This window comes from Pseudoclavibacter sp. Marseille-Q434 (assembly GCF_050315415.1).
GTDB lineage: Bacteria > Actinomycetota > Actinomycetes > Actinomycetales > Microbacteriaceae > Pseudoclavibacter.
The window spans coordinates 1,085,678-1,110,852 of the sequence record NZ_JBNPQH010000001.1; the positions used below are offsets into that span (position 1 = coordinate 1,085,678).

The 25,175-nt window shown below is 68.0% G+C and carries 21 protein-coding genes; 4 read left to right on the forward strand and 17 right to left on the reverse strand.

Features of this window, described 5'->3' with window-relative positions; all coding sequences use genetic code 11:
- Window positions 1-6 precede the first annotated feature (6 nt).
- The 14 genes from ftsZ to ACQFZP_RS05310 form a co-directional block, all read right to left on the reverse strand.
- Window positions 7-1,233, reverse strand: coding sequence for a cell division protein FtsZ (gene ftsZ, locus ACQFZP_RS05245; RefSeq protein WP_104311848.1), 1,227 nt, complete (start codon window positions 1,231-1,233; stop codon window positions 7-9).
- 263 nt (window positions 1,234-1,496) lie between these two features.
- A complete protein-coding gene (locus ACQFZP_RS05250) occupies window positions 1,497-2,219 on the reverse strand; it encodes an FtsQ-type POTRA domain-containing protein (protein ID WP_179556809.1) in 723 nt (240 codons plus the stop codon).
- A complete protein-coding gene (gene murC / locus ACQFZP_RS05255; protein WP_104311846.1) occupies window positions 2,216-3,625 on the reverse strand; it encodes a UDP-N-acetylmuramate--L-alanine ligase in 1,410 nt (469 codons plus the stop codon). Before murC ends, ACQFZP_RS05250 begins: the two co-directional genes overlap by 4 nt.
- Before the next feature lie 89 nt (window positions 3,626-3,714).
- Window positions 3,715-4,800, reverse strand: a complete 1,086-nt coding sequence (murG, locus tag ACQFZP_RS05260) for an undecaprenyldiphospho-muramoylpentapeptide beta-N-acetylglucosaminyltransferase (protein WP_211890519.1) — start codon at window positions 4,798-4,800, stop codon at window positions 3,715-3,717.
- The gene (ftsW, locus tag ACQFZP_RS05265; RefSeq protein WP_151423396.1) at window positions 4,797-6,044 is read right to left on the reverse strand and encodes a putative lipid II flippase FtsW; all 1,248 of its coding nucleotides are present in this window, start codon (window positions 6,042-6,044) and stop codon (window positions 4,797-4,799) included. Before ftsW ends, murG begins: the two co-directional genes overlap by 4 nt.
- Window positions 5,986-7,530 (reverse strand): UDP-N-acetylmuramoyl-L-alanine--D-glutamate ligase, encoded by a 1,545-nt coding sequence (gene murD / locus ACQFZP_RS05270; RefSeq protein WP_211890520.1) that lies wholly within the window; start codon window positions 7,528-7,530, stop codon window positions 5,986-5,988. The genes ftsW and murD overlap by 59 nt, the downstream gene beginning before the upstream one ends.
- Entirely contained in the window at window positions 7,527-8,624 is a 1,098-nt protein-coding gene (mraY, locus tag ACQFZP_RS05275) for a phospho-N-acetylmuramoyl-pentapeptide-transferase (RefSeq protein WP_104311842.1), read from the reverse strand. The genes murD and mraY overlap by 4 nt, the downstream gene beginning before the upstream one ends.
- Entirely contained in the window at window positions 8,621-10,039 is a 1,419-nt protein-coding gene (locus ACQFZP_RS05280) for a UDP-N-acetylmuramoyl-tripeptide--D-alanyl-D-alanine ligase (RefSeq protein ID WP_211890521.1), read from the reverse strand. The genes mraY and ACQFZP_RS05280 overlap by 4 nt, the downstream gene beginning before the upstream one ends.
- Window positions 10,040-10,043: 4 nt before the next feature.
- On the reverse strand, window positions 10,044-11,576 hold the full coding sequence (locus tag ACQFZP_RS05285) for a Mur ligase family protein (protein WP_211890522.1): 1,533 nt from the start codon (window positions 11,574-11,576) through the stop codon (window positions 10,044-10,046).
- Between the two features lie 23 nt (window positions 11,577-11,599).
- Window positions 11,600-13,369 carry a peptidoglycan D,D-transpeptidase FtsI family protein gene (locus ACQFZP_RS05290; RefSeq protein WP_104311839.1) on the reverse strand — a complete coding sequence of 590 codons (1,770 nt, stop codon included), beginning with the start codon at window positions 13,367-13,369 and terminating at the stop codon, window positions 11,600-11,602.
- Between the two features lie 71 nt (window positions 13,370-13,440).
- Window positions 13,441-14,001, reverse strand: coding sequence for a hypothetical protein (locus ACQFZP_RS05295; RefSeq protein WP_211890523.1), 561 nt, complete (start codon window positions 13,999-14,001; stop codon window positions 13,441-13,443).
- Window positions 13,998-14,942: a 16S rRNA (cytosine(1402)-N(4))-methyltransferase RsmH gene (gene rsmH, locus ACQFZP_RS05300; RefSeq protein WP_374100753.1), complete on the reverse strand. Its 945-nt coding sequence runs from the start codon at window positions 14,940-14,942 to the stop codon at window positions 13,998-14,000. Before rsmH ends, ACQFZP_RS05295 begins: the two co-directional genes overlap by 4 nt.
- 250 nt (window positions 14,943-15,192) lie before the next feature.
- Entirely contained in the window at window positions 15,193-15,624 is a 432-nt protein-coding gene (mraZ, locus tag ACQFZP_RS05305) for a division/cell wall cluster transcriptional repressor MraZ (protein WP_104252823.1), read from the reverse strand.
- Window positions 15,625-15,903: 279 nt separating this feature from the next.
- Window positions 15,904-16,284, reverse strand: coding sequence for a DUF3040 domain-containing protein (locus ACQFZP_RS05310; protein ID WP_104311835.1), 381 nt, complete (start codon window positions 16,282-16,284; stop codon window positions 15,904-15,906).
- A gap of 88 nt (window positions 16,285-16,372) precedes the next feature.
- Here ACQFZP_RS05310 and ACQFZP_RS05315 point away from each other — a divergent pair, with 88 nt between their 5' ends.
- Window positions 16,373-17,455 (forward strand): polyprenyl synthetase family protein, encoded by a 1,083-nt coding sequence (locus ACQFZP_RS05315; protein ID WP_104311834.1) that lies wholly within the window; start codon window positions 16,373-16,375, stop codon window positions 17,453-17,455.
- A 79-nt stretch (window positions 17,456-17,534) separates the two neighbouring features.
- Here ACQFZP_RS05315 and ACQFZP_RS05320 read toward each other — a convergent pair whose 3' ends face one another.
- Window positions 17,535-17,879, reverse strand: coding sequence for an Rv2175c family DNA-binding protein (locus ACQFZP_RS05320; RefSeq protein WP_104252820.1), 345 nt, complete (start codon window positions 17,877-17,879; stop codon window positions 17,535-17,537).
- Between the two features lie 134 nt (window positions 17,880-18,013).
- Between ACQFZP_RS05320 and pknB the strand changes: the two genes are divergently transcribed.
- Window positions 18,014-20,029 carry a Stk1 family PASTA domain-containing Ser/Thr kinase gene (pknB, locus tag ACQFZP_RS05325; RefSeq protein ID WP_179557155.1) on the forward strand — a complete coding sequence of 672 codons (2,016 nt, stop codon included), beginning with the start codon at window positions 18,014-18,016 and terminating at the stop codon, window positions 20,027-20,029.
- A gap of 121 nt (window positions 20,030-20,150) precedes the next feature.
- A complete protein-coding gene (locus ACQFZP_RS05330) occupies window positions 20,151-20,798 on the forward strand; it encodes a class I SAM-dependent DNA methyltransferase (protein ID WP_211890525.1) in 648 nt (215 codons plus the stop codon).
- A gap of 87 nt (window positions 20,799-20,885) precedes the next feature.
- On the opposite strand, the gene ACQFZP_RS05335 is transcribed toward ACQFZP_RS05330, so the two are convergent.
- Both ACQFZP_RS05335 and ACQFZP_RS05340 read right to left on the reverse strand, forming a co-directional pair.
- Complete coding sequence (locus ACQFZP_RS05335) at window positions 20,886-22,271, reverse strand: class II 3-deoxy-7-phosphoheptulonate synthase (RefSeq protein ID WP_104311831.1); 1,386 nt, start codon at window positions 22,269-22,271, stop codon at window positions 20,886-20,888.
- Between the two features lie 158 nt (window positions 22,272-22,429).
- Window positions 22,430-23,149: a lysophospholipid acyltransferase family protein gene (locus tag ACQFZP_RS05340; protein ID WP_104252817.1), complete on the reverse strand. Its 720-nt coding sequence runs from the start codon at window positions 23,147-23,149 to the stop codon at window positions 22,430-22,432.
- 175 nt (window positions 23,150-23,324) lie between these two features.
- Between ACQFZP_RS05340 and ACQFZP_RS05345 the strand changes: the two genes are divergently transcribed.
- The gene (locus ACQFZP_RS05345; protein WP_179556818.1) at window positions 23,325-25,145 is read left to right on the forward strand and encodes an AMP-dependent synthetase/ligase; all 1,821 of its coding nucleotides are present in this window, start codon (window positions 23,325-23,327) and stop codon (window positions 25,143-25,145) included.
- Window positions 25,146-25,175 lie beyond the last annotated feature (30 nt).

Below are 25,175 nucleotides of genomic sequence, written 5' to 3' on the forward strand. Positions count from 1 at the left end.
CGCGCTCTACTTGAGGAAGTCCGGGACGTCGAGGATGTCCTCGGCGTCGTCGTAGGCGGCTTCCGGCTCGCGGCGAGGTGCGATGGTGGGCGCCTCGGCCGTCGACCAGGCCGGAGCCTGCGCGACCGGTGCTGGCGCCTGGACGGGCTCGCGCTCCACGGGCACGGAGGGTGCGGAGGCGACAGCGGCTGCGGCTGCGCCGAGCCCGATGGCACCGGTGTTCGCCTGCTGGACAGGCGCGGCCGCTGGCGTCGGCACAGACTGCTGCTCCTGCAGCGTCTTGGGCTCTCCCCCGGCGAAGCCCGCCGCGATGACCGTGACGCGCACCTCGTCGCCGAGGGTGTCGTCGATGACCGCGCCGAAGATGATGTTGGCCTCCTGGTGGACGGCCTCCTGCACGAGCTTCGCAGCGTCGTTGATCTCGAAGATGCCGAGGTTCGAACCGCCCTGGATGGAGAGCAGGACGCCGTGGGCGCCCTCGATGCTCGCCTCGAGGAGCGGCGAGGCGACGGCGAGTTCTGCCGCCTTGATCGCTCGGTCGGCGCCCCTGGAGGAGCCGATGCCCATGAGCGCGGAGCCCGCACCCTGCATGACCGACTTCACGTCGGCGAAGTCGAGGTTGATGAGGCCCGGGGTCGTGATCAGGTCGGTGATGCCCTGCACACCGGCGAGCAGCACCTGGTCGGCCGTCGAGAACGCCTCGATCATGGAAATGCCGCGGTCGCTGATCTCGAGGAGGCGGTCGTTCGGGACGACGATGAGGGTGTCGACCTCTTCCTTCAGAGTGGCGACGCCCTGCTCGGCCTGCTGCATGCGGCGGCGGCCCTCGAAGCTGAACGGCTTCGTGACGACACCGATGGTGAGCGCACCGATCGACTTCGCGATGCGCGCGACGACGGGAGCGCCCCCTGTTCCGGTTCCGCCACCCTCGCCAGCCGTGACGAAGACCATGTCGGCGCCGGCGAGCGCCTGCTCGATCTCCTCGGCGTGGTCCTCGGCTGCCCGGCGGCCGACCTCGGGGTCGGCGCCTGCACCGAGACCGCGGGTCAGTTCGCGTCCGACGTCGAGCTTGACGTCGGCGTCGCTCATGAGCAGCGCCTGGGCGTCGGTGTTGATCGCGATGAACTCGACACCGCGGAGGCCGAGCTCGATCATTCGGTTGACTGCATTGACGCCGCCGCCGCCGATGCCGACGACCTTGATGACGGCGAGGTAGTTGTTGGTGTTCGACACGTGTCCGGCCCCTCGTTGGCGTGTGGTGTGGTGGAAGAACGGATGCACACCTCGACACGTCGCCGCTGGCGAATGTCTACGAGCTTCAACCTCTACTTGAAGCTCAGAGATATGCTGTTTCCTGGTTGCTTGCTTCGACGCTAGGTCGCGAACGTCGCACGATCCGTGCAGTCAGCAGGTGTGTTGCGTTTTGCGCGCCGAATGTCGGCGAGTCGCTTCAACCGGAGCTTGAAGGTTGCCGCACTCGCCGGCCGAGGAACTCCTCAGCGGGTCACGGGGGTCTCGGGACTCGAGACGTCGTAGCTGGAGATGGACTGGTCGGCGGTGGCCGTGACGAGCGCGGCGAGCACCTCCGCCTTGCGGTCGGACTCCTCCGCGCTCCCCCATACGACCTCGGCACCGCTGCGCATCGTCAGACGCACATCGTCGATGCTCTTGGCCGTCACTGCAGCGACGCCAGCCCTGAAGTCGACGGGCAGGGCGAGCGACACGGCCGCCGCAGAGGCGAACGCTTCGGAGTCGACCCCCTCGCCGCCCAGTTCGAGAGTCGGGATGTCCCCTGCGGGCTCCGATTGCGTCCAGAGCACCACGCCGGCCGCATCCATGACGTCGTACCCGGATGGCACCGCGACCGCGCCGATCGGCGACCGCTCGACGATCGTGACGACAAGACGGCTCGGCGGCTCGACGCGGATCGAGTAGCTCTGCACCATCACGTAGGACTGGAGTCGACTCTCGACGTCGTCGTTCGTGACGAGCGCAAGCGGCTGTCCGTGCAGGTCGGCGAGCGATTCGTCGACCTGTGTCGCATCGACGCGCTGCGTGCCGGCGACGACGATCTCACGCACGGACATGATCGGACTGTAGACGGCGACCGCGACGAACGCGACAAGTGCGGCCACCGCCGCCGCGACCCCGATCAGGATGCGGCGGCGTCGTCTGGCGCGCCAGGTGAATCGGCGCGCATCGTCGCCGAGCACGCTCACGGCTTGCCTGTCTCCTTCGCGCCGAGCGCCTCGAGGAGCTGGGGCACGATGAGGTTGACGTCGCCGCAGCCGAAGGTGATGACGAAATCGCCGTCCTGTGAGATCTCGGCGACCGTGTCGGCCGCATCCTGCCAGTCGGGGCGGTAGGCGACCTTGCTGCGGTCGGCGAACGCCTCCTCGACCAGCGCTCCCGTGACACCGGGGATCGGGTCCTCACGTGCGCCGCACACGTCGAGCACGACGGTCTCGTCGGCGAGACGCTCGTACACCGCCGCGAAGACGTCGCTCATGTCGCGCGTCCGCGAGTAGAGGTGCGGCTGGTGGACGGCGATGAGGCGGCCGGAGCCGACGACGGTGCGCGCAGCCGTGAGCGCCGCTTCGACCTCGGCAGGGTGATGGGCGTAGTCGTCATAGACGCTGACGCCGCTCACCGTGCCGTGGAGCTCGAAGCGTCGCTTCGTGCCCCCGAACGTCGAGAGCGCGTCAAGAACGGCGGCGGGCTCGAAGCCGAGCTGGACGAGGACGACGAACGCGCCGGTCGCGTTGAGCGCGTTGTGGACGCCGGGCACGTGCAGGAGCGCCGGGTAGTCGACACCCTGCCAGGTGACGGTAAAGCGGGTCTCCCCTCCCTCCGACGCGATGTCGGAGACGCGCGCGTCGGCCGTCGGAGCCTGGCCGAAGGTCAGCACCCGCTTGTGGGTGAGCTTCCCGGTCAGCTCGACGGCAAGCGGGTCGTCGCTGGAGATGACCACGGCCTCGCTGGCCGCATCCGCGAACTGGACGAACGCGGCTTCGAAGGCCTCGACGCTGCCGTAGTGGTCGAGGTGGTCGTTGTCGACGTTCGTGATGAGGGCGATCGCCGTGTCGTAGAACAGGAAGGACCCGTCGGACTCGTCGGCCTCGACGACGAAGGCCTCGCCGCTTCCGACGGCGGAGCTCGTCCCCAGGGCCGAGATGATGCCGCCGTTGACGAAGCTCGGCGACGCGTCGAGGGCGTCGAGGGCCGTCACGACCATGCCGGTCGAGGTCGTCTTGCCGTGCGCTCCGGCGACGGAGACGAGGCGGCTCCCGCGCGTGAGCCAGACGAGCGCCTGCGAGCGGTGCAGGATGTTCAGCCCACGCTCCTTCGCCAGGACGAGTTCGGGGTTGTCGGGCCAGAGCGCGCTGGTGACGACGATGGTGTCCGCGTCGCCGAGGTGCTCTGCCGCGTGGCCGATCTCGACGCGGGCGCCGCGATCGCGCAGCTCTCGTGTCGCGTAGTTCTCTGTCCGGTCGCTTCCGGAGATCGTGAGGCCGCGGTCGAGCATCATGCGCGCGATGCCGCTCATGCCTGAGCCGCCGATGCCGATGAAGTGCACGTTCCCGATCTCGTCGGGAATCTGCGCGGTGGCGTCTGGATTGATCATTGCTGCTCCTGAGTTCGCTCGATCTGCGAGCTGCGCGGTCTCTTCCGCGTCGATGGTCGAGGGTACTCCGCCTTCACGTCCGACGGTGCCTAGCCGGTCCGAGCGTCCTCGACCGCCTGGTCCAGGAGGGCAACGACCCGAGAGGCCCCGTCGCGCTGGGCTGACGCGCGAGTCGCCTGCTCCATGCGGGCTCGGCGGTCATCGTCGCGGGCGAGGGCGAGGAGCTCCTTCGACGCCCACTCGGGCGAGAAGTCCGCGTCGGCCACCCGTATGGCACCACCTGCGGACAGGACGGAGCGGATGTTGGTGGTCTGGTGGTCGCCGGTGGCGGCAGGGTACGGGATGTAGACGGCCGGGAGGGCGACGACACCGAGCTCGCTGACGGTGGATGCGCCCGCACGCGCGACGACCAGGTCGGCGGCGGCGAACGCGAGGTCCATGCGGTCGCAGTACTCGAGCACGTGGTAGCCCTCGACGTGGTCGTGCTCGAACTTCGAGAGCCCCCCGACGAGGTGAAGAACCTGCCAGCCCTCGGAGATGAGTTCGGGGACGACGGCTCGGACGGTCTCGTTGACGCGCCTCGCGCCGAGCGAGCCGCCGGTGACCAGCAGCGTGCGACGGTCGGGGGCCAGCCCGAAGAACTCGACAGCCTCGTCGCGCTTCGCGGCGCGGTCGAGGTGCTCGATCTCAGCCCGGAGCGGCATCCCGACGGTCACGGCGCCGCGGAGGGGCGTGCCGTCGAAGGCGACGCCCACGCGCTTCGCCCAGCGCGCCCCGAGCTTGTTGGCCATGCCGGGATGGGCGTTGGCCTCGTGGACGACGGTCGGCACGCGCCCCCTCGCGGCCAGGTAGGCGGGGGCTGCGGCATAGCCGCCGAAGCCGGCGACCGCGTCGATGCTGTGCTCGTCGAGCATGCGGCGCACGGAGGCAACCGTCTCACGGAGTCGAGGCAGGAAGGTCAGCACCTGCATGCCCGGGCGGCGCGGGAAGGGCAGCTTCGGAATCGTGAGGAGCTCGTAGCCGCGCGCGGGAACGAGCCGGGCCTCAAGGCCCTCCTTCGTGCCGAGCACGAGGATCTTCGAGTCGGGGTCGCGCTCACGCAACGCATCCGCGACCGCGAGCAGCGGGTTGACGTGGCCGGCCGTGCCGCCTCCGGCGAGCAGGTAGTTGGTCACGTGCGGGACTCCGATCGCTTCGGGTTGCGGGCGATCGACAAGACTATGCCGATTGCGAAGAGGGTCGTGATGAGCGCCGATCCGCCGGAGGAGACGAGCGGCAATGGCACGCCGAGGACCGGCAGGAAGCCGATGACGACGGCGATGTTCACGAACGCCTGGAAGATCAGCCAGGTGGTCACTGCACCGACGATGGTCTTCGCCGTCCAGTCTTCCGCCTCGTGGTAGATGCGGACGAGGACGACCGCGAGCAGGACGAAGACGCCGATGACGATGATCGCCCCGACGAGCCCGAGCTCCTCGCCGATGATCGCGAAGATGAAGTCGTTGTCGGCCTCCGGCAGCCAGGACCACTTGGCCTTCGAGTTGCCGAGCCCCGAGCCGAACAGGCCGCCAGCGGCGAGGGCGTAGAGCCCGTGCGCGCTCTGCCAGCCCCAGGTCTCGTAGTCGACGTCTCCGCCGAAGAAGTTCGTGATGCGGGCCATGCGGTTGTCGCTGAAGATCGACAGCAGGAGCGCGGCAGCCACCGCGATGAACCCGGCGAGCCACAGGAACTTGGATGCGACGCCGCCGAAGTAGAGCGCTCCGAGAACGAGCGCGCCGACGACGATCATCGTTCCCAGGTCCTTGCTGAGCGCCATGACGCCGAAGCTCAGGGCGAGGACGGGCAGGATCGGAACCGCGACCTCCTTGGCGACGTGCAGCTTGCCCTGCTTGCGCCCGAGGATGAGGCCGAGCCACAGCACGAGCGCAACCTTGAGCGCCTCCGCGGGCTGCATCGTCGTGAAGCCGAGGTCGATCCAGGCCCGGTTGCCGTTGACGTCGACACCGATGGGGGTGAAGACCAGCGCTTGGAGGATGACGGCGACGAAGAGGGCTGGCCAGGCGATCCGCTTCCAGAACCGCAGCGGCATCCGGGAAGCGAACAGCATGAGCGGGATGCCCAGCGCCGCGAACGTGGCTTGGCTGACGAACCGCGCCGAGACGGCGTTGCCACCCGCGAACTCCTCGACCGAGGAGCTCGAGAGCACCATCACGATGCCGAAGGCGACCAGGAAGAGCGTGATCGAGAGCAGGAGCACGAAGTTGCGGTTGACGCCACGGATGCGCTTCCCGAGCGAGACGACGACGGCGCTCGAGGAGCTCTTGCGTGCGGAACCGCCAGCCGTCGGCCCCGTGCTTGGCCTATTCGGCGCTGGCGTCCGGCTCGGAGGTGCGGTCCTGGGAGCCTTCTGTCTCGGCATGCCGGCCCCCTTCAAGGTGCGACGCGACGGCGAGCGCGAAACGCTGGCCGCGGTCGCTGTAACTCACGAACTGATCCATGGAGGCGGCCGCCGGAGCGAGCAGCACGGTGTCACCGTCCTGCGCGAGCCGCGCGGCTTCCGCCACGGCGCGTCCCATGATGGAGTCAGTGTCGCTCACGTCGATCTCGATGAACGCGACCTCCGGGGCGTGTTGCGCGAACGCGTCGGCCACTTCGGATCGGGATGTTCCAAGGGCCACCGCACCGCGGAGGCGCCCGGCGTGCTTGGCGACGAGCGGCGCGATGTCGACTCCCTTGAGGAGCCCTCCCACCAGCCAGACGACGCTGCGGTGCGCGGCCAGCGAGGCGTCGGCGGCGTGGACGTTCGTCGCCTTCGAGTCGTCGACCCAGAGGACCCCGGCGGCCTCAGCGACGATCTCGTGGCGGTGCCGATCGACCGAGAAGGTAGAGAGCGCCTCGGAGATCGCGGCGACGGGGACACCGACGGCCCGCACGAGGGCGGCCGCGGCGAGCACGTCCTCCACGAGGTGCTTCGAGGAGAGACCGCGCGGGCGCAGCTCCTCGAGCGTCGTCAGCTCGAGGGCGGTGCGGGCTCGGTCGTCGAGGAACGCACGATCGACCAGGATTCCGTCGACCACGCCGAAGTCGCTCGGCCCCGGCACATCGGTCCCGAACCCGATAGCGCGGCATCCTTCGACGACGTCGGCCGCCTCGACGAGGTCGAGTGTCGCCTCGTCGCCCTTGTTGTAGACGCACGCGATCTGGGCTCGCTCGTAGACGCGGCCCTTCGCTGCGCGGTAGGCCTCAGCGCCGCCGTGCCAGTCGAGGTGGTCGTCGGCGATGTTGAGGACGACCGCGGCGTGCGCCGACATGGAGTGCAGGGAGTGGAGCTGGAAGCTCGAGAGCTCGACCACGAGCAGTTGGAACTCGGCGGGGTCGCGGAGCACATCGAGGACGGGGACGCCGATGTTGCCGCAGGGGGCCGTGCTGATACCCGCGGCCAGTCCCATGTGCGCTGCGAGCTGGGTTGTCGTCGTCTTGCCGTTCGTCCCCGTGACGGCCAGCCAGGGGGCGGGGTCGCCGAACTTGTCGCGGAGCCGCCAGGCCAGCTCGACGTCACCCCACACCGGCGCGTCGAGGGCGTCGGCGGCGATGATGAGCGGGTGGCTCGGGGCGAAACCAGGAGACGCGACGATGAGGTCGGCCTCCAGGGCCCTGAGCGCGTCGACGGCGGACTCGTCGCTGTCGGCGATCGTCACGGGAACGTCGAGCACCTCGAGGATGCGCTCACGCTCGTCATCGTGCGACTGCGCGATGACGTGCGGCTTGGCGCCGAGCTCAGCGAGGGTGTCCGCGACGGAGAACCCCGTCTTGCCCAGGCCGAGCACCGCGACCGACAGGCCGGTCCAGTCGTCGTGCCAGCTCCGGAGACCGTCGACCTCGCGGCCTGCTCCCTCGCGGGTCACGTCGTGACTCCCCACTCGGCGTAGAAGAGTCCGATGCCGAGCGCGGCGCAGAGTCCGGCGATGATCCAGAACCGGACGACGACCGTGGTCTCGGCCCAGCCCTTGAGCTCGAAGTGGTGGTGGATGGGGCTCATGAGGAAGATGCGCTTGCCCTTGGTGAGCTTGAAGTAGATGCGCTGCACGATCACGGAGCCGGTCGTCATGACGAAGAGGCCGCCGATGAGGACGAGCAGCAGCTCGGTGCGGGTGATGATGGCGAAGGCGGCGATCGCGCCGCCGAGACCGAGCGAACCCGTGTCTCCCATGAAGATCTGCGCAGGCGAGGTGTTCCACCAGAGGAACCCGATGAGCGCACCGGCGATGCCTGCCGCCACGATGGCGACGTCGAGGGGCGCGTATGCCGTGTAGCAGGCCGACTCGAGCGATTCGGCCAGGCGCTCCGTGCCGCAGGCCTGGTTGAACTGCCAGTAGGCGATGATGCCGTAGGAGCCGATCGAGATGATCGACGCACCGGTCGCGAGGCCGTCGAGGCCGTCCGTCACGTTCACCGCGTTCGACGTCGCCGTCGTTATGACGACGATCCAGACGATGAGGGCGATCGTTCCCGCGATGGCGCCGAGCGCCATGAAGTCGATCGGCAGGTCTCGGATGAACGAGATGTGCGTCGAGAGGACCGGGACGCCGTCGGGGTTGCGGTACTGCAGGCCGATGACGGCGAACAGCCCGGCGACGATCACCTGCCCGACGATCTTCGACCAGCCACCGAGGCCGAGGGACTGCTGCTTGCGGACCTTCAGGAAGTCGTCGATGAAGCCGATGACACCGAGGCCGACCATCATGCCGAGGATGAGGAGTCCGGCGGCCGTGACCTGGTCGCCCGTGGCCAGCGTCGCGATGAAGTACGCCAGCACGGAGCCGACGATGAAGACGATGCCGCCCATGGTCGCGGTTCCGCGCTTCGAGTGGTGGGCTTCCGGCCCATCTTCGCGGATGAACTGGCCCCACTCGAGCTTGTGGAACAGGCGGATGAAGAGTGGCGTCATGAACAGCGTGAACGCCAGCCCGACACCTCCGGCAATAAGGATCGCAATCACGCGAAGTGCCCCCTGAGGTGCTCGGCGAAACGGTCTCCGAGGTGTCGGAGGCCCGCTGAGTTCGAAGACTTGACGAGGACCAGGTCACCCTGGCGCGTCTCACGGACCAGCAGCTCGTACGCCTCATCCATGGACTCGACGAAGATCGACTCCCCATCCCAGGAGCCCTGGGCGATCGCTCCGAGGTGCAGCGCGCGGGCGTCGCGGCCGACGACGATGAGCTGGTCGATGCCGAGGCGGACGGCCAGGAGTCCGAGGCGGTCGTGCTCCTCGATGGAGGCATCCCCGAGCTCGCTCATGGCGCCGAGCACCGCGACCGTGCGGGCGCCGCTCGGCGCGATCTGAGCGATCGTCTTGAGGGCGGCGGCCATGGAGTCTGGGCTCGCGTTGTAGGCATCGTTGATGAGGTGCACGGAGCCGGCGTGCTGGAGCTCCATACGCCACTGCTCGGCGCGTGTCACGCGCTGGAGGGCGTCACGGATCTCCGTGGCCGGCACCGCCTGCGTGTGGGCGGCCGCCGCCGCGGCGAGCGCGTTGGTGACGTGGTGCTCCCCGATCACGTTGAAGCGGACAACGACGGGTTCCTGCTCGGGAAGGTGCAGCGTGAACTCCGTCCCGTCGAGGCTCGTCGAGACCTCGCTCGCGCGAACGTCCGCTCGCTCGCCTCGACCGAACCACAGCACGTTCGCGTCGGTCTTGTCTGCCATCGAGGCGACGCGCGCATCGTCGGCGTTGAGCACGGCGGTGTCCCCCGCCACGAGCCCTTGCACCATCTCGGTCTTCGAGGTGAGCGTGACCTCGATGCCGCCGAACTCGCCCGCGTGCGCGAGGCCGACCGTCAGCACGATGCCGACGTCCGGCTTGGCCATCGAGATGAGCCTGCGGATCTCGCCTGGAGCGCTCGCGCCCATCTCGGCGATGAGGGTCTGCGTCTCCTCTGTGAGCTTCAGGAACGTCAGCGGGGCGCCCACCTCGTTGTTGAAGCTGGCGATGGGCGCGACCGTCTCGCCTCGCGCCGAGAAGATCTCGTTGAGGAGGTTCTTCGTCGTCGTCTTCCCGTTCGACCCGGTGACCGCGATCGTGACGAGCTGTCCGCGGGACTTCACGCGCGTCACGACCTCGGTTGCGAGGCGTCCGAGGGCGAGGACGGCGTCGTCGACGACGACCTGCGTGACGGGAAGGTCGAGGGCGCGCTCGACGATGAGGAGCGAGGCGCCGTTCTCGACGGCCTTCGGGGCGAAGCGGTGCCCGTCGGTGACCTCGCCCGGCTTGGCGACGAAGATGTCGCCCGGACGGATGAGTCGGGAATCGGTGTCGACGGTGCCGCTGAACACGCTCTCGAGCGTGTCGTCGCCCACGGGACGTGCCTCTCCCCCGGTGATGTCAGCGATCTCGCGAAGTCGGAGTTCGATCATCCGCTCACCACCCTGCTTCCCTGAGCGCCGCTCTGGCCTCGTCTCGTGCCGAATACTGGATCTTGGTGCCCGCGACCTCGGTGTAGCTCTCGTGGCCTGGGCCGGCAACGAGGATAGTGTCCTCCGGCCCTGCGAGCGAAACCGCCTTGCGCAGCCCGAGGCTCGCGTCGGCGATCTCGTGCAGCTCCCGGTCAGGGTGGCTCGCCTTCACGCTCTCGACGAGCACCTTCCTGATCTCGTCAGGGTCCTCGGTGCGCGGGTTGTAGTCGGTGATGATGACGACGTCGCTGCCAGCTGCCGCGACCCGTGCCATCTCCGGGCGCTTGGTGCGGTCACGGTCGCCATCGGCGCCGAAGACCATGAACAGGCGGCCGGTGGTCATCTCCCGGAGGGCGCCGAGCGTCTGCTCGAAGGCGTCGGGGGTGTGCCCGTAGTCCACGTAGAGGCGCGGCCCCTTGTCTCCGGAGACCAGCTCGAGTCGTCCGGGCACGAAGGCGTCGATGCCGCCGTCACGTTCGAGCACTTCCGCGATCTCGCCGAGGTCGTAGCCGGACTCGACGAGCATCGCGATCGCCAGCCCGGCGTTCGCCGCTGAGAACCAGCCGGGCATCGGGATGCTCGAGTGCAGCACTCGGTCGTCCGGGCTCGTGAGCGTGAAGCTCGTGCTGCCGCCTTCTGCGCCCGTGACGACGAGGTTCCAGTCGGCCTCGGTTCCGGGCTTGGAGGAGATCGTCGTGACGGGGATGCGGGAGTCCTCGACGACCCGCGCGCCCCACTCGGAGTCGAGCGAGACCACGCCGCGCCGCGCGCGTTCCGGGGTGAAGAGCTTGAGCTTCTCGCCGAAGTACTCCTCGAAGTCGACGTAGTCGTCGAGGTGGTCGTGCGAGAGGTTGATGAAGCCGACGACGTCGAACTCGATGCCGTCGACACGGTGACGCGTCACGGCCTGGGCGGACACCTCGATGCTCGCCGCGTGGACCCCGACTTCGCGCATGCGGGCGAGCAGAGCGTGGAGCTCGCTCGCTTCCGGGGTGGTCAGGTTCGCCTCGATGCGCTCCTCGCCGATGCGGCGTTCGACCGTGGTCGTGAGGCCCGTGACGACGCCGAGCTGCAGCAGGAGCCCGTCGAGGATGTAGACGACAGAGGTCTTGCCGTTGGTTCCTGTGACGCCGAAGAGCTTCGGCTGGTCGGGGTCGGTTCGGTAGATCCAGGCGGAGACGTCGCCGAGCGCCAGGCGGGGCTCCTCCGTGACGAGCACGGGAACGCCGACCTCGCCGGCGAGTGCGGCACCGGCCGCGTCGGTGAGGATGGCGACGGCGCCAGCTTCCTCGGCTTTCGCGGCGTAGCTGGCGCCGTGCACTCGCGCGCCGGGCAGCCCCACGTAGAGGTCGCCGGACTCGACATCCATCGAGGAGATGGAGACGCCGGTCACCTCGACCTGGTCGACGCCTTCTGGGGCGTCGAGTCCGAAGTGCGCGCACAGCTCAGAGAGCGAGCGCGGCACTGGATGGGATGGACGGATGCTTGCTGCGGGCATGACTTCCTGTGCAGTAGTGCGGATCAGAACGTGGTCGGTATGGTCGGCCACGGACTCGGCGATGGTGCCACCCGGTTGGATTGGAGTACGTACGCCATGACATCGTGCCATGCTGGCGCGGTGGCGGCGCTTCCAGTCATCGTAGTTGGGTTCATGATCGAGACCGTCACGACGTACTTCGGGTCGTCGATTGGGGCGACTCCGGCCATGGAGGCCATGTACTGCCCCTGCAGGTAGGTGCCGTCGCCCGCCGAGACCTCGGCCGTGCCCGTCTTGATTCCGACTCGGTACCCGGGGATCGCGACCTGCTTGGCGAGGCTTCCGCTCTGTGCCGTGGCCTCGAGGAGGGTGAGCGTGTCGGCTGCCGCCTGTGCGGAGACGACCTGACGCGGCTCGCCCGGTTCCGTCTCCTGGAAGCCGTCTTCGGTCTCGCAGCCCTCGACGAGCTGGACGGGGAGCCGTTGTCCGCCGTTCGCGATGGTCGCGTAGGCGCTCGCCATCTGGGGGGCGGTGACCTGCAGGCCCTGACCGAACATCGTGGCGTAGTTCGTCTGCGGGTCCCAGTCCTCCCACGGGTGGACGGTGCCGGACTCCTCGCCGAGGAAGTCGGCCTCGGTGTCGGCGTTGAGCCCGAAGTCGAGCATGTAGTCGTAGCGTTCGCTGGCACTCAGGCGCTCGCCCATCATGGCGATGCCGATGTTGGAGGAGCGCGTCATGATGCCGGCCGCGGTCCAGCGCTCGTCGCCGTGCGCCCAGTCGTCGCCGAAGCTCACGTCGGTCTGCTCGAAGCGGCCGGGAACGGTGATCTGCTCGCCCGGCGTTGAGAGCCCCTTGTCGAAGACCATGGCTGCGGTGAGGGCCTTCATCGTCGAGCCTGGCTCGTACGGTGCGGTGAACGCGCGCGAGCCGCGAGCCTCGGTTGCCGTGGCGCCCGGGTCGTTGGGGTCGACGGAGGGGTAGTCGGCGACCGCGAGGACCTTCCCCGTCTCGATTTCCATGACGGTCGCGTGCCCCCACTTTCCGCCCATCGCGGTGACCTGCTCGGCGAGCACCTGCAGGGCGTACCACTGCAGGTCGGCGTCGACCGTGAGCTTGAGCGTGCCGCCCTGCTTGGCCTCGGTGAGGGTGACCTCGGTACCGGGGATGCGCACGTTGTCCGCACTGCGCTCGTAGGTCTCCTCGCCGTCGATGCCGGCGAGGCACTGGTTCTCCGAGAGCTCGAGGCCGGCGAGGGGCTCGCCGTCTGCACCCAGGAAGCCGGTGAGGTTGCCCGCCACCTGCCCGTTCGGGTACACGCGGGCGGCTTCACGTTTCGGGTAGATCCATGGGATCTCGAGCGCACGGATCTTCTCGTAGGCCGCGAGCTCGAGGCCTCGGCTGAGGTACGCGAAGTTGCTGTTGGGGTCGATCGCGAGGGCCGCATCCACGACGCCGACGAGCTCTGCCTGCTGCTGGCCGGTGATCGCGGCGATCTCACCGAGCGCCTGCTCGCGCGAGACCTCGCTGGTCTTGCCATCGTCACCGGTGCGGTCGAACTCCTTGACGTTCACGGGAGCGACCGTGAGGTCGAAGCGGTCGGCGGAGTCGGCGAGGATCTCACCGTTCTTGTCGACGATCGACCCGCGCTCGCTGAAGATCGTGCTGGAGACGCCGCGCTTCGATTCGGCGTCGGCGTTGATGGTCGAGGCCGAGACGAGCTGCACGTCGATCAGGCGGACCCCGAAGGCGATGAGCACTGCGGTCACCAGGATGATGACGAGGCCAGCCCTGCGCCTGGACACTTTCGGTGACACGGTGGTCCTCCCCCTTGTTCGGCTCTGCTCCCAGCTGAGTGGCCTCTCGGCGCCTCAGCCTCCTCGTGGTTCTACCTCGTCGAGGGAGAGCGCAGCTCGGTGACAGACGCTACTTCAGGCGCGGCTGCCTGCTGCGGTGAAACTCCGTCGGCGGCGGGAGCCGGTGCCGGCTGCGTCACCTCGTTGGTGACGAGACCCGTGTTGATGGGCGCGGATGTGCCGGTGGAGCTCGCGTCCGTCGCGAGTGAGGCACTCCCGACCTGCAGGAACGCCTGCGAGTCGGTGGGGACCATGCCCAGCTTCGTGGCCTCGACGGCGAGGTTCTGCGCCGAGGACATGGCGCTCAGCTCCTCGAGCGCGGCCGACTCCTCGCGCTGCAGCTCCGTCTGGGTCTGCTCGAGGCCGCTCACCTCGTAGGCCCCCTGCGAGATCGCGATGCTCAGGGCGAGCTGGGTGACGAACACGCCCGCGAGGATGCCGAGCGAGATCATGATCGAGCGCAGGCTCGGCAGGCGCCGAGCGCTCGGCGCCTCGACGAGGCGCAGCCGAGGAGACTGCGCCTGCTTCTTGGGGGCCGCCTTGGACCGACGGGGTGCCGTGGATCCTCGAAGGATGCTCGTTGCTGCCGTCATGCCCGTGGACTCCTTACTCGTTCAACCGCGCGCAGGCGCACGGGCAGTGCTCGTGGATTGATCTCGCCTTCTGCGGCACCGGCGCGCTCGGCTCCGCGCACGAGGCGCGAGAACTCGGGCTTGTGCTCGGGAAGCTCGACCGGCAGTCCGCTTGGCGCGGTCGACGTGGTCTTCGCCTCGAAGAGTCGCTTCACGAAGCGGTCCTCGAGCGACTGGTAGGCCTCGACGACGACGCGGCCGCCGACGACGACACGGTCGAGCGCCTGTGGCAGCGCGCGCTCGAGGGCGCCCAGTTCGGCGTTCACCTCGATGCGAAGCGCCTGGAAGACGCGCTTCGCCGGGTGACCCGCGTCGCGCTTGGCCGCCGGGGTCGCGCGCTGGAGCACATCGACGAGCTGCCCGGTGGTCTCGATCGGCGCCTGGGCGCGCTCTCGCACGATCCAGCTCGCGTACCGGGGCGCCAGCTTCTCGTCGCCGTAGCGGTAGAAGAGCTCCCTGAGCTCGTCCTCACCGTAGGACGCGACGATCTCGGCTGCCGTGACGCCCTTCGTGGCGTCCATGCGCATGTCGAGCGGCGCATCCTGGATGTACGAGAAGCCGCGACTGGCCTCGTCAAGCTGCAGCGAGGACACCCCGAGGTCGAACAAGACGGCGTCGACCGTGCCGATGCCGAGGTTGTCGAGTGACGACGCGAACTCGTCGTAGACGGCGTGCACCAGCGTGACGCGGTCGCCGAAGCGAGCGAGCCGACGGCCGGCGAGCCCAAGGGCCTCCGAGTCGCGGTCGAAGCCGACCAGCCGGGCATTCGGGCAGCGATCGAGGACGGCCTCGCTGTGCCCGCCCATGCCGAGTGTCGCGTCGACGTAGATGCTGCCGGGGCTCTGCAGGGCCGGCGCAAGGAGCTCAACGCATCGCTCGAGGAGCACCGGCGTGTGCAGCATCGCGGGGTCGCGCTCGCTGCCCCCACTGTCCTGGACGTTCTGGTTGTTCTCTGTCATGACGTTTCGGGTTCCTCCCTGATCACTGATTCCCATCCGTTCTCTCTCCCCGCCGGGGAGGGCGAGGGGAGCGAAGTGGAGATTCCATCTGCCGCCGGGGAAGTGGCTTCAGATGGGGCTCCTGCGGTACTGCTGTGCTCTGCCGCGAGGGAAGGCGCTTCAGAGCGGAACGGCTGAGAATCGGCGGTCAGGGTCAGAAGAGTCCCGGGATCACCTCCTCAGCGGTCTCGGAGAAGGCGGCCTCGTTGGCCTCGACGTAGGTGTTCCAGGCCTCGGCGTCCCAGATCTCGGCGCGCGTTCCGGCCCCGATGACGGCCAGTTCGCGGTCGAGTCCGGCGTACTGCCTGAGCTGCTGCGGGATCGTGACGCGGTTCTGGCGGTCTGGCGTCTCCGCGTGCGCACCGGACAGCAGGAGGCGCAGGTAGTCGCGCGCCTGCTTGCTCGTGACGGGCGCCTGACGGATGCGGTTGTGGAGCTCCTCGAACTCGCTCGTCGAGAAGACGTAGACGCAGCGGTCCTGCCCACGGGTCAGCACGACGCCCTCCGCGAGCTCATCCCGGAACTTGGCCGGAAGGATGAGCCGCCCCTTCTCATCGAGCTTGGGCGAGTACGTGCCAAGGAACATGCACGCCTCCCTCCCCGTCGCTGAATCCCCACAAGCTCCACTTTACTCCACAACCAACCACCTAGCTACGCAAACACCCGATTTGCTCCCTGCGAATGCGAAAAGAGGCCAGTAAATTACTGGCCTCTGCATGGTGGAGGGAAGTGGAGCTAGTTGGCGCAATCCATGGCGCAAAAAACGGGACCGGCCAGGTGGCCGGTCCCGATGGTGGTGCGAAGTGGTGGGTGGTGGTGGGTGACGGTGGTGGTGCGAGGTGGGGCCGCTGGGCGCCCGCTCCCGCTACTCCCCCTGCTGCCGCTTGTCCCAGCGATTGCCGAGCTTGTCCATGAAGGACCCATCCGAAGACTCGCCGCGCTTCGGCGACGGACGACCGGTCGGCAGCGGATCAGATTCTGAGGCGCCCTTCGGGGCCGCGAACGCGTAGACCACGCCCGCGAGCATCAGGACGAACCCGACGACCCCCAGGACAGGGATGTTGGTGGCGACGCCGGCGACGACGACGCCGATGCCGACCGCGACGGAAAGAAACGCGACGACGACGGCTCGCGTGGTGACCGCAGCACCGCTTCTCGGCGATGTGGAGACAACGTCCGCATCGTTCTGATAGAAGCTGCGCTCCATCTCATCAAGCAACCGCTGCTCTTGCTCAGATAGTGCCATGTTGACCTCGTGCTCAAGGGGGCGATCGGAGCCCCGCTCCGAAGTATTGCGCCCATTGTAGGCGCGCACACCTGGGTAGAGTGGTGTCGTGTCTGAGAGTTCCTCGCTGTCCTCCAAAGTCCAGCGTCGTCTGGACGCAACAATCGACGAGAACCTGCGAGTTCTCGGCCCGATCGGCGTCGACGTGCCCGCCTTCCTCGAGCAGGCCGCGAGCTTCACGACGGGCGGCAAGCGACTTCGCGCGTCCTTCTGCGCCGCAGGCTTCGGCAGCGCGACCGGCACGAGCGAGCACACTGAGGCCGTCGTCCGCGCCGCTGCCTCGATCGAGTTCTTCCACGCCGCCGCTCTCGTCCACGACGACATCATCGATCGCTCTGACACGCGGCGAGGCGCCCCCTCCACGCATCGCGCCTTCGCACGCCATCACCGCGCGTCGGCCTGGGCAGGCGATGAGACGCACTTCGGCCTGAGCGCCGCGATCCTGCTCGGTGATCTCCTGCTCGTCTGGAGCGACCAGCTCTTCGTCGAGGCCTGCGCCCTCGTCTCCCCTGAGAACGCGGTTCGTGCACGGGCGGAGTTCAGCAAGATGCGCAGCGAGGTGACCGTGGGGCAGTACCTCGACCTCGTTGAAGAGGTCGCGTGGCCGGTTGTGCCCATCGATGCACGAGCCTCCCGAGCGAAGACCATCGCCATCTCGAAATCGGCGCGATACAGCGTCGAGGAGCCGCTCGTGCTCGGCGCGCTGCTCGGCGGGGCATCCGACTCGCACGTCGAGCAGATCCGGTCGTTCGGACTGCCGCTCGGACTCGCCTTCCAGCTCAGGGACGACGTCCTCGGCGTCTTCGGCGACGAGGCAGTGACCGGCAAGCCGAGCGGTGACGACCTGCGGGAGGGAAAGCGCACGCTCATGATCGCTGCAGCGCAGGAGCTGGCGGCACCGGATGACTCGGCGCGTCTCGACGAGCTCCTGGGCGACCCGGATCTGAGCGACGCCGACATCACGTGGATGCAGTCCCTCATCGCCGAGTCAGGTGGACTTCAGCGCACCGAGGATCTCATCAGCACGTCGTTGCGCGAGGCGCTCACCGGCCTGGCGGCGATAGAACTCGACAGCGAGTCGCGGCAGCTACTCGAGGACCTCGCGGAGCGCACCGCGCACCGCGCACACTGACAGGGCCGCAGACCCGCAGCGCAGCAGCCACGAGCGCCCTAGGACGTTCGGTCCCCGTCCATGCAGGTGCGCGGGCGCCTCAGATGGCGAGGAGCTGCACCGCGTGACGAACCTGCGTCTTGCGGCCCTCGACGAGCGCGTCCACGGGGGCGACGCCGAGCGTCTCGTCGACGCTCAGGAGCCAGACCATCTGCTCGTGTGCACTCAGACCCGCGTCCGCGAGCAGGAAGAGCGTGCCACGGAGGCCGACGAGCGGCTCCCCGTCCTTGATGAACTCTCGCGGGATGCGCGGCTCGCGTTCGATGCGGAACGAGAGCAGCTGCTTGTCCTCGATCAGGGTCGACACGCGCCCCGTCGAGACGCCGAGCTCGGCAGCGGCCTGGGGAATCGTGTACCACTCGCGGGTACTGAAGACGTCACTCACGTCTCACATCGTCGCAGACGCCGCCCGCGGATGCGAGCCGATGCGATTGATCGGCGGCGTCCGGTGTTTCATCCGGGGGCTGACCGCCTGCTCGGGCTATCCTGCACGACGTGAGTCCCGTTGGTCCCGACGACATGATCGGCCGTCTGATCGACGGCCGATATCAAGTGCGCTCTCTGATCGCCAAGGGCGGCATGGCTACGGTCTATGTCGCCACTGACCTGCGCCTGGAACGCCGCGTCGCCATCAAGGTGATGCACGATCACCTCGCTGCCGACGAGCGCTTCCGCGAGCGATTCATCCGCGAGGCTCGCTCCGCTGCGAAGATCACGCACCCGAACGTCGTGAACGTCTACGACCAGGGCGACGACGAGATCTTCGCGTACATGGTGATGGAGTACATCCCGGGCATCACGCTGCGGGACCTCCTGCACGACCACCACAAGCTCACCCCCGAGCAGTCCATCGATGTCATGGATGCCGTCCTGGCGGGCCTGCAGGCCGCGCACAAGCTCGGCATCGTCCACCGCGACCTCAAGCCGGAGAACGTGCTGCTGGCCGACGACGGCCGCATCAAGCTCAGCGACTTCGGGCTGGCCAGGGCGGCGAGCGCGAACACGGCGACGGGCCAGGTGCTCCTCGGAACGATCGCGTACCTGAGCCCGGAGCTCGTGACCAAGGGCACGGCGGATGTGCGCAGCGACATCTACTCGCTCGGCATCATGCTCTTCGAGATGCTCACCGGTGAGCAGCCGTACCGCGGCGATCAGCCCGTGAACATCGCGTACCGACATGCGAACGAGACGGTGCCTGCGCCCAGCGAGGTGAACCCCAACGTCCCCCACGAGCTCGACGAGCTCGTCGCGTGGTCGACGGAACGCGACCCGGAGCTGCGCCCCGCCGACGCTGGCGTCATGCTCGAGGCCCTCCGTCGTGCCGAGGCCGAGCTCGGGCAGTCCGCGCGTCCGCTCCCGCCGACGGCTGTGATCGCCCAGGCGGGCGACGAGGACATCGAGGACACCGACCCGACCGAGCTGGCGGCCATCACCAGCCAGCTCTCCTCGGCGTCCTCGCCCCCCGACGCGTTCGATGGGCACGTCGAGCCCTTCACGCCGGGCTCGCCGCCTGTGATGGCCAGCCCTGCCCTCTTCCCCGAGGAGACAGCGACCGACCTCTCCCCCAAGCTCCCTCCGGCGACCACGACGGCAGAGTCGGGCGCGCGCAAGCGGCGCCGCTTCGGCGCCGTGATCGCCGTGATCGTCATCGCGCTGATCGCCGCCGCCGGCGGTGTCGGGTGGTGGTTCGGTCTCGGGCCGGGGTCGTACGACACGGTTCCCCAGGCGGTCTCCTTGACGCAGGCGGATGCCGAGGCGGCCATCACGGCCGCTGGTTTCACCGTCGGCGACGTGACGCAGGAGTTCTCGCTCGACGTCGCGGCGGGCACGGTCATGGATATGGACCCGCAGGCGGGCACTTCCCTCGCGCCGGAGACCCCGATCTCGCTGGTCGTGTCTGCTGGACCTGAGATGCTCGACGTGCCTGATCTCGAAGGGCTCACCCTCGACGAGGCCGAGGGTGCGATCACCGAGGCTGGGTTCACCTACGATCCCGCGACGACGCTGCGGCAGTTCTCCGATCAGGAGGCGGACATCGTCCTCTCCGCGACCGACAACAACGGGGCTCCGCTGCCCGCGACCCTCGCTGAAGGCCAGCCGATTCGACTGATCGCCTCAGCCGGCGTCGTTCCCGACGTCGCAGGCGAGACGGAAGCCAACGCGACCCAGCTGATCGAAGAGGCTGGCCTCGTGGTGAACGTCTCCAGCCGCGAGTACTCGGCGTCGGTTGCGAGCGGCGTCGTCATCGCGTTCTCCACGACGACGGACCCGGTTGTCCCGGGAGACACGATCAACATCTCCGTCTCGCGAGGTCCGGCACCGGTCACGCTCCCCGACGTCGTCGGGAAGCCGATCGCTGAGGCGATCTCGCAATTGGAGGGGCTCGGGCTCACCGTGGGCCACAACGTGCCCCCTGGCATCGTCAACGACCCGAACCCGGTCATCAAGTTCGTGGTGTCGACGCAGTCTCCAGCGGCCGGGGTCGAGGTTCCTGCGGGCTCGAACGTCACGCTGACCGCGACGGCGACGCTCTAGCTCCTGGCGCGTCCGGGAACCCACCGACTGCGCACGCTTGGTGGCGCACGAGGGCCGAAACTCGCCTCGAACGAGCGTCATCGAGGTCCGGGACTCTGTCCGTCCGCTAGGCTCTCGCCCCGTGGACGAAGACCTGAGCGAGCAGACGCGTGCCGCCTACGACGCGGTAGCCCGCGATTACGCCAACCTGATTCCAGACACAGAGTTCGAAGCGTCACTCGATCTCGCGATGGTCGAGGCGTTCACGCAGGAGATGTCGGAACGTTCGGATGCTCATATCCTCGACGCGGGTTGCGGTGCCGGCCGGATGATTGCCTATCTCCAAACGCTCTCACCGTCGCTCCGGATCACCGGGATAGATGTCTCGGCTGAAATGCTCCACCTGGCACGAAAAGCCCACCCCAGATCGAGATTCACCTCCGCCGAACTCAGCAGCACCGGATATCCGGATCGTGAGTTCGAGGGCATCCTCGCGTGGTACTCCATCATCCACACGAATCCGACACGTCTTTCCGCGGTCGTCGCCGAATTCGCTCGCGTCCTCCGACCCGGCGGCCTCGTCCTTCTCGGCTACCAGTCCGGCGAGGGTCACCGGGACCTGGACCAGCCTTACGGCCACGAAGTGGAGCTTCGAGCCTTCCTCTACCGGACAGGTGACGTCGTCGCGGCTCTCAGCACAGGCGGTTTCGACCTTGTCGCGAGGCTCGATCGAGCGGCCCGGCGTTCGGAGCGTTGCGCGCAAGGCTTCGTCCTTGCTCGACGCCGGTAGCACGGCCGTACGTGCTTGCTCGACGCCCAAGAAGAGGCGCACCCTGTTTGCCAGGGTGCGCCTCTTCTCGAATCTCTGCGACTCGGCTCAGCGCTTCGCGGCGCGGAGCTCCTCAGCGACCAGAAACGCGAGCTCGAGGGACTGCATGTGGTTGAGGCGCGGGTCGCAGAGCGACTCGTAGCGCGTCTCGAGCGTCTTCTCGTCGATCTGCTCTGAGCCGCCCAGGCACTCCGTCACGTCATCGCCCGTGAGCTCCACGTGGATGCCGCCCGGGTGCGTCCCCGCGGCGCGGTGCGCCTCGAAGAAGCCCTTGACCTCGTCAACCACGTCGTCGAAGCGACGCGTCTTGTAGCCGTTCGGGGTCGTGATGCCGTTACCGTGCATCGGGTCGGTGATCCACAGCGGCTGCGCGTCTGCGCCCTTGATGGCCTCGAGCAGGGGCGGAAGGGCGTCGCGGATCTTGCCGGCGCCCATGCGCGTGATGAAGGTCAGGCGCCCCGGCTCACGGTTCGGGTCGATCTTGTCGATGAGCCGCAGCATGGTGTCCGGAGTTGTCGAGGGCCCGAGCTTCACACCGATCGGGTTCTTGACGCGGCTGAAGAAGTCGACGTGCGCCTCGTCGAGGTCACGCGTCCGCTCGCCGATCCAGATGAAGTGACCGGAGGTGTCGTACGGCTGGCCGGTCCGCGAGTCGATGCGGGTCATGGGGCGCTCGTAGTCCATGAGGAGTCCCTCGTGGCCCACGAAGAACTCGACATCACGCAGCGCGTAGAAGTCGGCCCCGGCGGCCGCCATGAAGCGAACGGCGCGATCGATCTCGGCGGCGAGCTGCTCGTAGCGCGCGTTGGCGGGGTTCGCGGCGAAGCCCTGGTTCCAGGAGTGCACCTCGCGGAGATCGGCGAACCCGCCGGTCGTGAAGGCGCGGACGAGGTTCAGCGTGGATGCCGCCGTGTGGTACCCGCGGAGCATGCGCTCGGGGTCCGGCGTCCGCCCCTCCGTCGTGAAGTCGAAGTCGTTGACGATGTCGCCGCGGTAGGCGGGCAGCGTCACGTCGCCGCGCGTCTCGTTGTCGCTCGAGCGGGGCTTCGCGAACTGCCCGGCCATCCGGCCCATCTTGACGACGGGCATCGAGGCACCGTAGGTCAGGACGACGGCCATCTGCAGGATCGTGCGCACGCGCGCTCGGATCTTGTCGGCGGTCGCCCCCGCGAAGGTCTCGGCGCAGTCACCACCCTGGAGGACGAATGCCTGACCGGCCGCGGCCGTGGCGATACGATCGCGCAGCCTGTCGACCTCGCCCGCGAAGACGAGCGGCGGCAGGGACGCGAGCTCACCGGAGACGCTCGCGACCTTCGTCGCGTCGCCCCACTGCGGCTGCTGCCTGATCGGCAGCTCGCGCCACGCGTCGAGGCCCTCGAGCACGCCGGGAGGCGTCGGGATCGACTCTGTGCGGGTGGAGGTGAATTGGCTCATGCTCGCTTCTCTGATCTCATGTCTCGGATCTCACGCTGACAGCTCACGCGCTGCAGCACTGGTTGTTCTGAATCTCACGCCGGACGGCCCGACACTACCCGGGGCAGCGCGCGCTGTGCTCGTCTGATCGCTGACAGCAATCACCGGCTCTCGCGCGTTCAGGGCTTCTGCGCGGCGGCGAGCGCCTTGGCCTCTGCGTCCATCTTGGTTCGGATGGACGAGGCGTAGATGTCGCGATAGTCCTGGTTGCTGAGGGCGTGCAGCTCGCTCATGATCTCGTCCGTGATGGAGCGGAGCACGAACCGGTCGGCCGCCATGCCCTCGTAGCGCGTGAAGGTGAGCGGCTCGCCGAAGACCATGCCGACCTTGCGCAGCCGCGGCACCTTCGCGCCGATCGGCAGGACACGCTCGGTGTCGACCATGACGACCGGTACGACGGTGACCGGCTTGTCCGCCTGCATGATCATGCGGGCGATGCCTGTCCGGCCGCGGAACATGCGCGCGTCCGGGCTGCGCGTTCCCTCCGGATAGATGCCGAGCACGCGGCCCTCGCTGAGGACGCGGAGCCCGGTCTGGAGGGACGCCTCGCTCGCGGCTCCGCCGCCTCGATCGATGGGGAGCATGCCGGTGGACTTGAAGAACTGCGCGGTCAGCCAGCCCTTGATGCCGGTGCCGGTGAAGTACTCCTTCTTCGCGAGGAAGTACACGCGGCGGTCGATCGAGAGCGGCATGAAGAACGAGTCGACGACCGAGAGATGGTTCGACGCCAGGATGACCGGCCCCTTCGCGGGGATGTTCTCGATTCCCCGCACCCACGGGCGGAACGTCGCGCGCACCAAGGGCCCTGCGAAGAGATGCTTGAGCACCCAATACAACATGCGTGGCCTCCCGATAGGCGATGGCACATCAGTGTACTCGGGACATGCCACGCACCGGTGCGCCGCTCGCCGTGTCCGGAACGGTAGGGTTGAAGGCCACTGGACGTGAAGCCGGATGACCCCGGCCGATGGACGTCCAGGCGGCTCACGACCAGGACCACACTCAGGAGTTGCAATGAAGCTATCCGAGACCCCCGCCGTAGTCAGCCCGGAGCCGAGCTGGAACACCACCGACCTGCTCCAGTACAGACTTCGAGAATCGCCGGACCTCGCCCTCTTCGGACTGCCGGACGGCGATCGCTGGCGCGATGTCTCCGTCAAGGAGTTCCACGCCAAGGTGAACGACCTCGCGAAGGGCTTCGTCGCCGCCGGCGTCGAGGTCGGCGAGCGCGTCGCGTTCCTGGCGAAGACGAACTACGAGTGGACGCTCGTCGATTTCGCCCTCTGGTACGCGGGCGCCGTCATGGTGCCGGTGTACGAGACGAGCTCGTCGGCGCAGATCGAGTGGATCCTCGAGGACTCGGAGGCGGTCGGCATCATCTCCGAGCTTCCCGAGCACGACGACAAGCTCGACGAGATCGCCGACACCGTCTCGAGCCTCCGCGTGCGCTACGCACTGCATGCAGGCGCCATCGATGAACTCGCCAGGCTCGGGGCCGACGTCGACGACGCTGAGATCGAGCGCAGGCGCGGCATCGCGAACGGCGACGACATCGCGACGCTCATCTACACGTCAGGATCCACGGGGCGCCCCAAGGGGTGCGTCATCATGCACTCGAACTTCGTCGAGCTCTGCCGGAACGTGAAGGACCCGCTGGGCGCGCTCATCTACCCTGGCGCATCCACCGTGCTGTTCATCACGCTCGCGCACGTGTTCGCGCGGTTCATCTCCGTGCTCTGCATCTACGGCGGCGTGAAGGTGGGACACCAGCACGACACCACGAAACTGGTCGAATCGCTCGGCACCTTCCACCCGACCTTCCTGCTCGCAGTTCCGCGCGTGTTCGAGAAGGTCTACAACTCTGCTGAGCAGAAGGCGGAAGCCGGTGGGCGCGGCAAGATCTTCCGGAAGGCGGCGGATGTCGCCGTGCGCTACTCGGAGTCGCAGGACGCCGGCCGCACGCCGCTCGTGCTGGGACTCCAGTACAAGCTCTTCGACAAGCTCGTCTACTCGAAGCTTCGCGAGGTGATGGGCGGCCGCGTGAAGCACGCCGTCTCCGGCTCGGCACCGCTCGGCTCCCGCCTCGGCCACTTCTACCGCGCCATCGGCGTGAACATCCTCGAAGGCTACGGCCTCACCGAGACCACGGCCCCGGCGTCCGTGAACCTCGCCGAGAAGTCCAAGATCGGGACCGTCGGCCCCGCGCTGCCCGGCGTCGCAGTCCGCACGGACGAGCACGGCGAGCTGCAGGTCAAGGGCATCAACGTCTTCCGCGAGTACTGGAAGAACCCAGAGGCAACGGCCGCGGCGTTCGACGGCGAGTGGTTCAAGACCGGCGACCTCGGCTCGATCGACGATGACGGCTACATCACGGTGACGGGTCGCATCAAGGAGATCATCGTCACCTCCGGCGGGAAGAACGTCTCCCCCGCGGCGCTCGAGGACCCGATTCGCGCCGACCCACTCGTCGGGCAGATCGTGGTCGTCGGGGACCAGCGTCCCTTCATCTCCGCGCTCGTGACGCTCGACCCGGAGATGCTGAAGACCTGGCTGAGCAACAACGGCGAGAATCCGGACCTCACGGTCGCTCAGGCGGCCGAGCACCCCAAGGTGCTCGCCGAGATCCAGCACGCGGTCGATCGGGCGAACACGCGCGTATCGCGGGCCGAGTCGATCCGGAAGTTCGTCGTGCTCGACGGGGAGTTCACGGAGGCCAACGGAACGCTCACGCCGAAGATGTCCATCAAGCGCCACGTGATCCTCGAGAAGTACAAGGGGATCATCGAGGGCATCTACAACGCGGCGCCAGCGACCCAGGGCATCACGCTCAAGTAGATCGGCAGAGCACCGATCCTGCGCCTTCGG

Bases quoted from the DNA above. Each gene is read 5' to 3' on its own strand.
- mraZ (WP_104252823.1), bottom strand. From the start codon at position 15,624: ATGTTCCTTGGCACGTACTCGCCCAAGCTCGATGAGAAGGGGCGGCTC.
- murC (WP_104311846.1), bottom strand. From the start codon at position 3,625: ATGATCAATCCAGACGCCACCGCGCAGATTCCCGACGAGATCGGGAAC.
- ACQFZP_RS05335 (WP_104311831.1), bottom strand. From the start codon at position 22,271: ATGAGCCAATTCACCTCCACCCGCACAGAGTCGATCCCGACGCCTCCC.
- ACQFZP_RS05285 (WP_211890522.1), bottom strand. From the start codon at position 11,576: ATGCCCGCAGCAAGCATCCGTCCATCCCATCCAGTGCCGCGCTCGCTC.
- ACQFZP_RS05310 (WP_104311835.1), bottom strand. From the start codon at position 16,284: ATGGCACTATCTGAGCAAGAGCAGCGGTTGCTTGATGAGATGGAGCGC.
- ftsW (WP_151423396.1), bottom strand. From the start codon at position 6,044: ATGCCGAGACAGAAGGCTCCCAGGACCGCACCTCCGAGCCGGACGCCA.
- rsmH (WP_374100753.1), bottom strand. From the start codon at position 14,942: ATGCTGCACACGCCGGTGCTCCTCGAGCGATGCGTTGAGCTCCTTGCG.
- pknB (WP_179557155.1), top strand. From the start codon at position 18,014: ATGATCGGCCGTCTGATCGACGGCCGATATCAAGTGCGCTCTCTGATC.
- ACQFZP_RS05280 (WP_211890521.1), bottom strand. From the start codon at position 10,039: ATGATCGAACTCCGACTTCGCGAGATCGCTGACATCACCGGGGGAGAG.
- ACQFZP_RS05345 (WP_179556818.1), top strand. From the start codon at position 23,325: ATGAAGCTATCCGAGACCCCCGCCGTAGTCAGCCCGGAGCCGAGCTGG.
- ACQFZP_RS05295 (WP_211890523.1), bottom strand. From the start codon at position 14,001: ATGACGGCAGCAACGAGCATCCTTCGAGGATCCACGGCACCCCGTCGG.
- ACQFZP_RS05340 (WP_104252817.1), bottom strand. From the start codon at position 23,149: ATGTTGTATTGGGTGCTCAAGCATCTCTTCGCAGGGCCCTTGGTGCGC.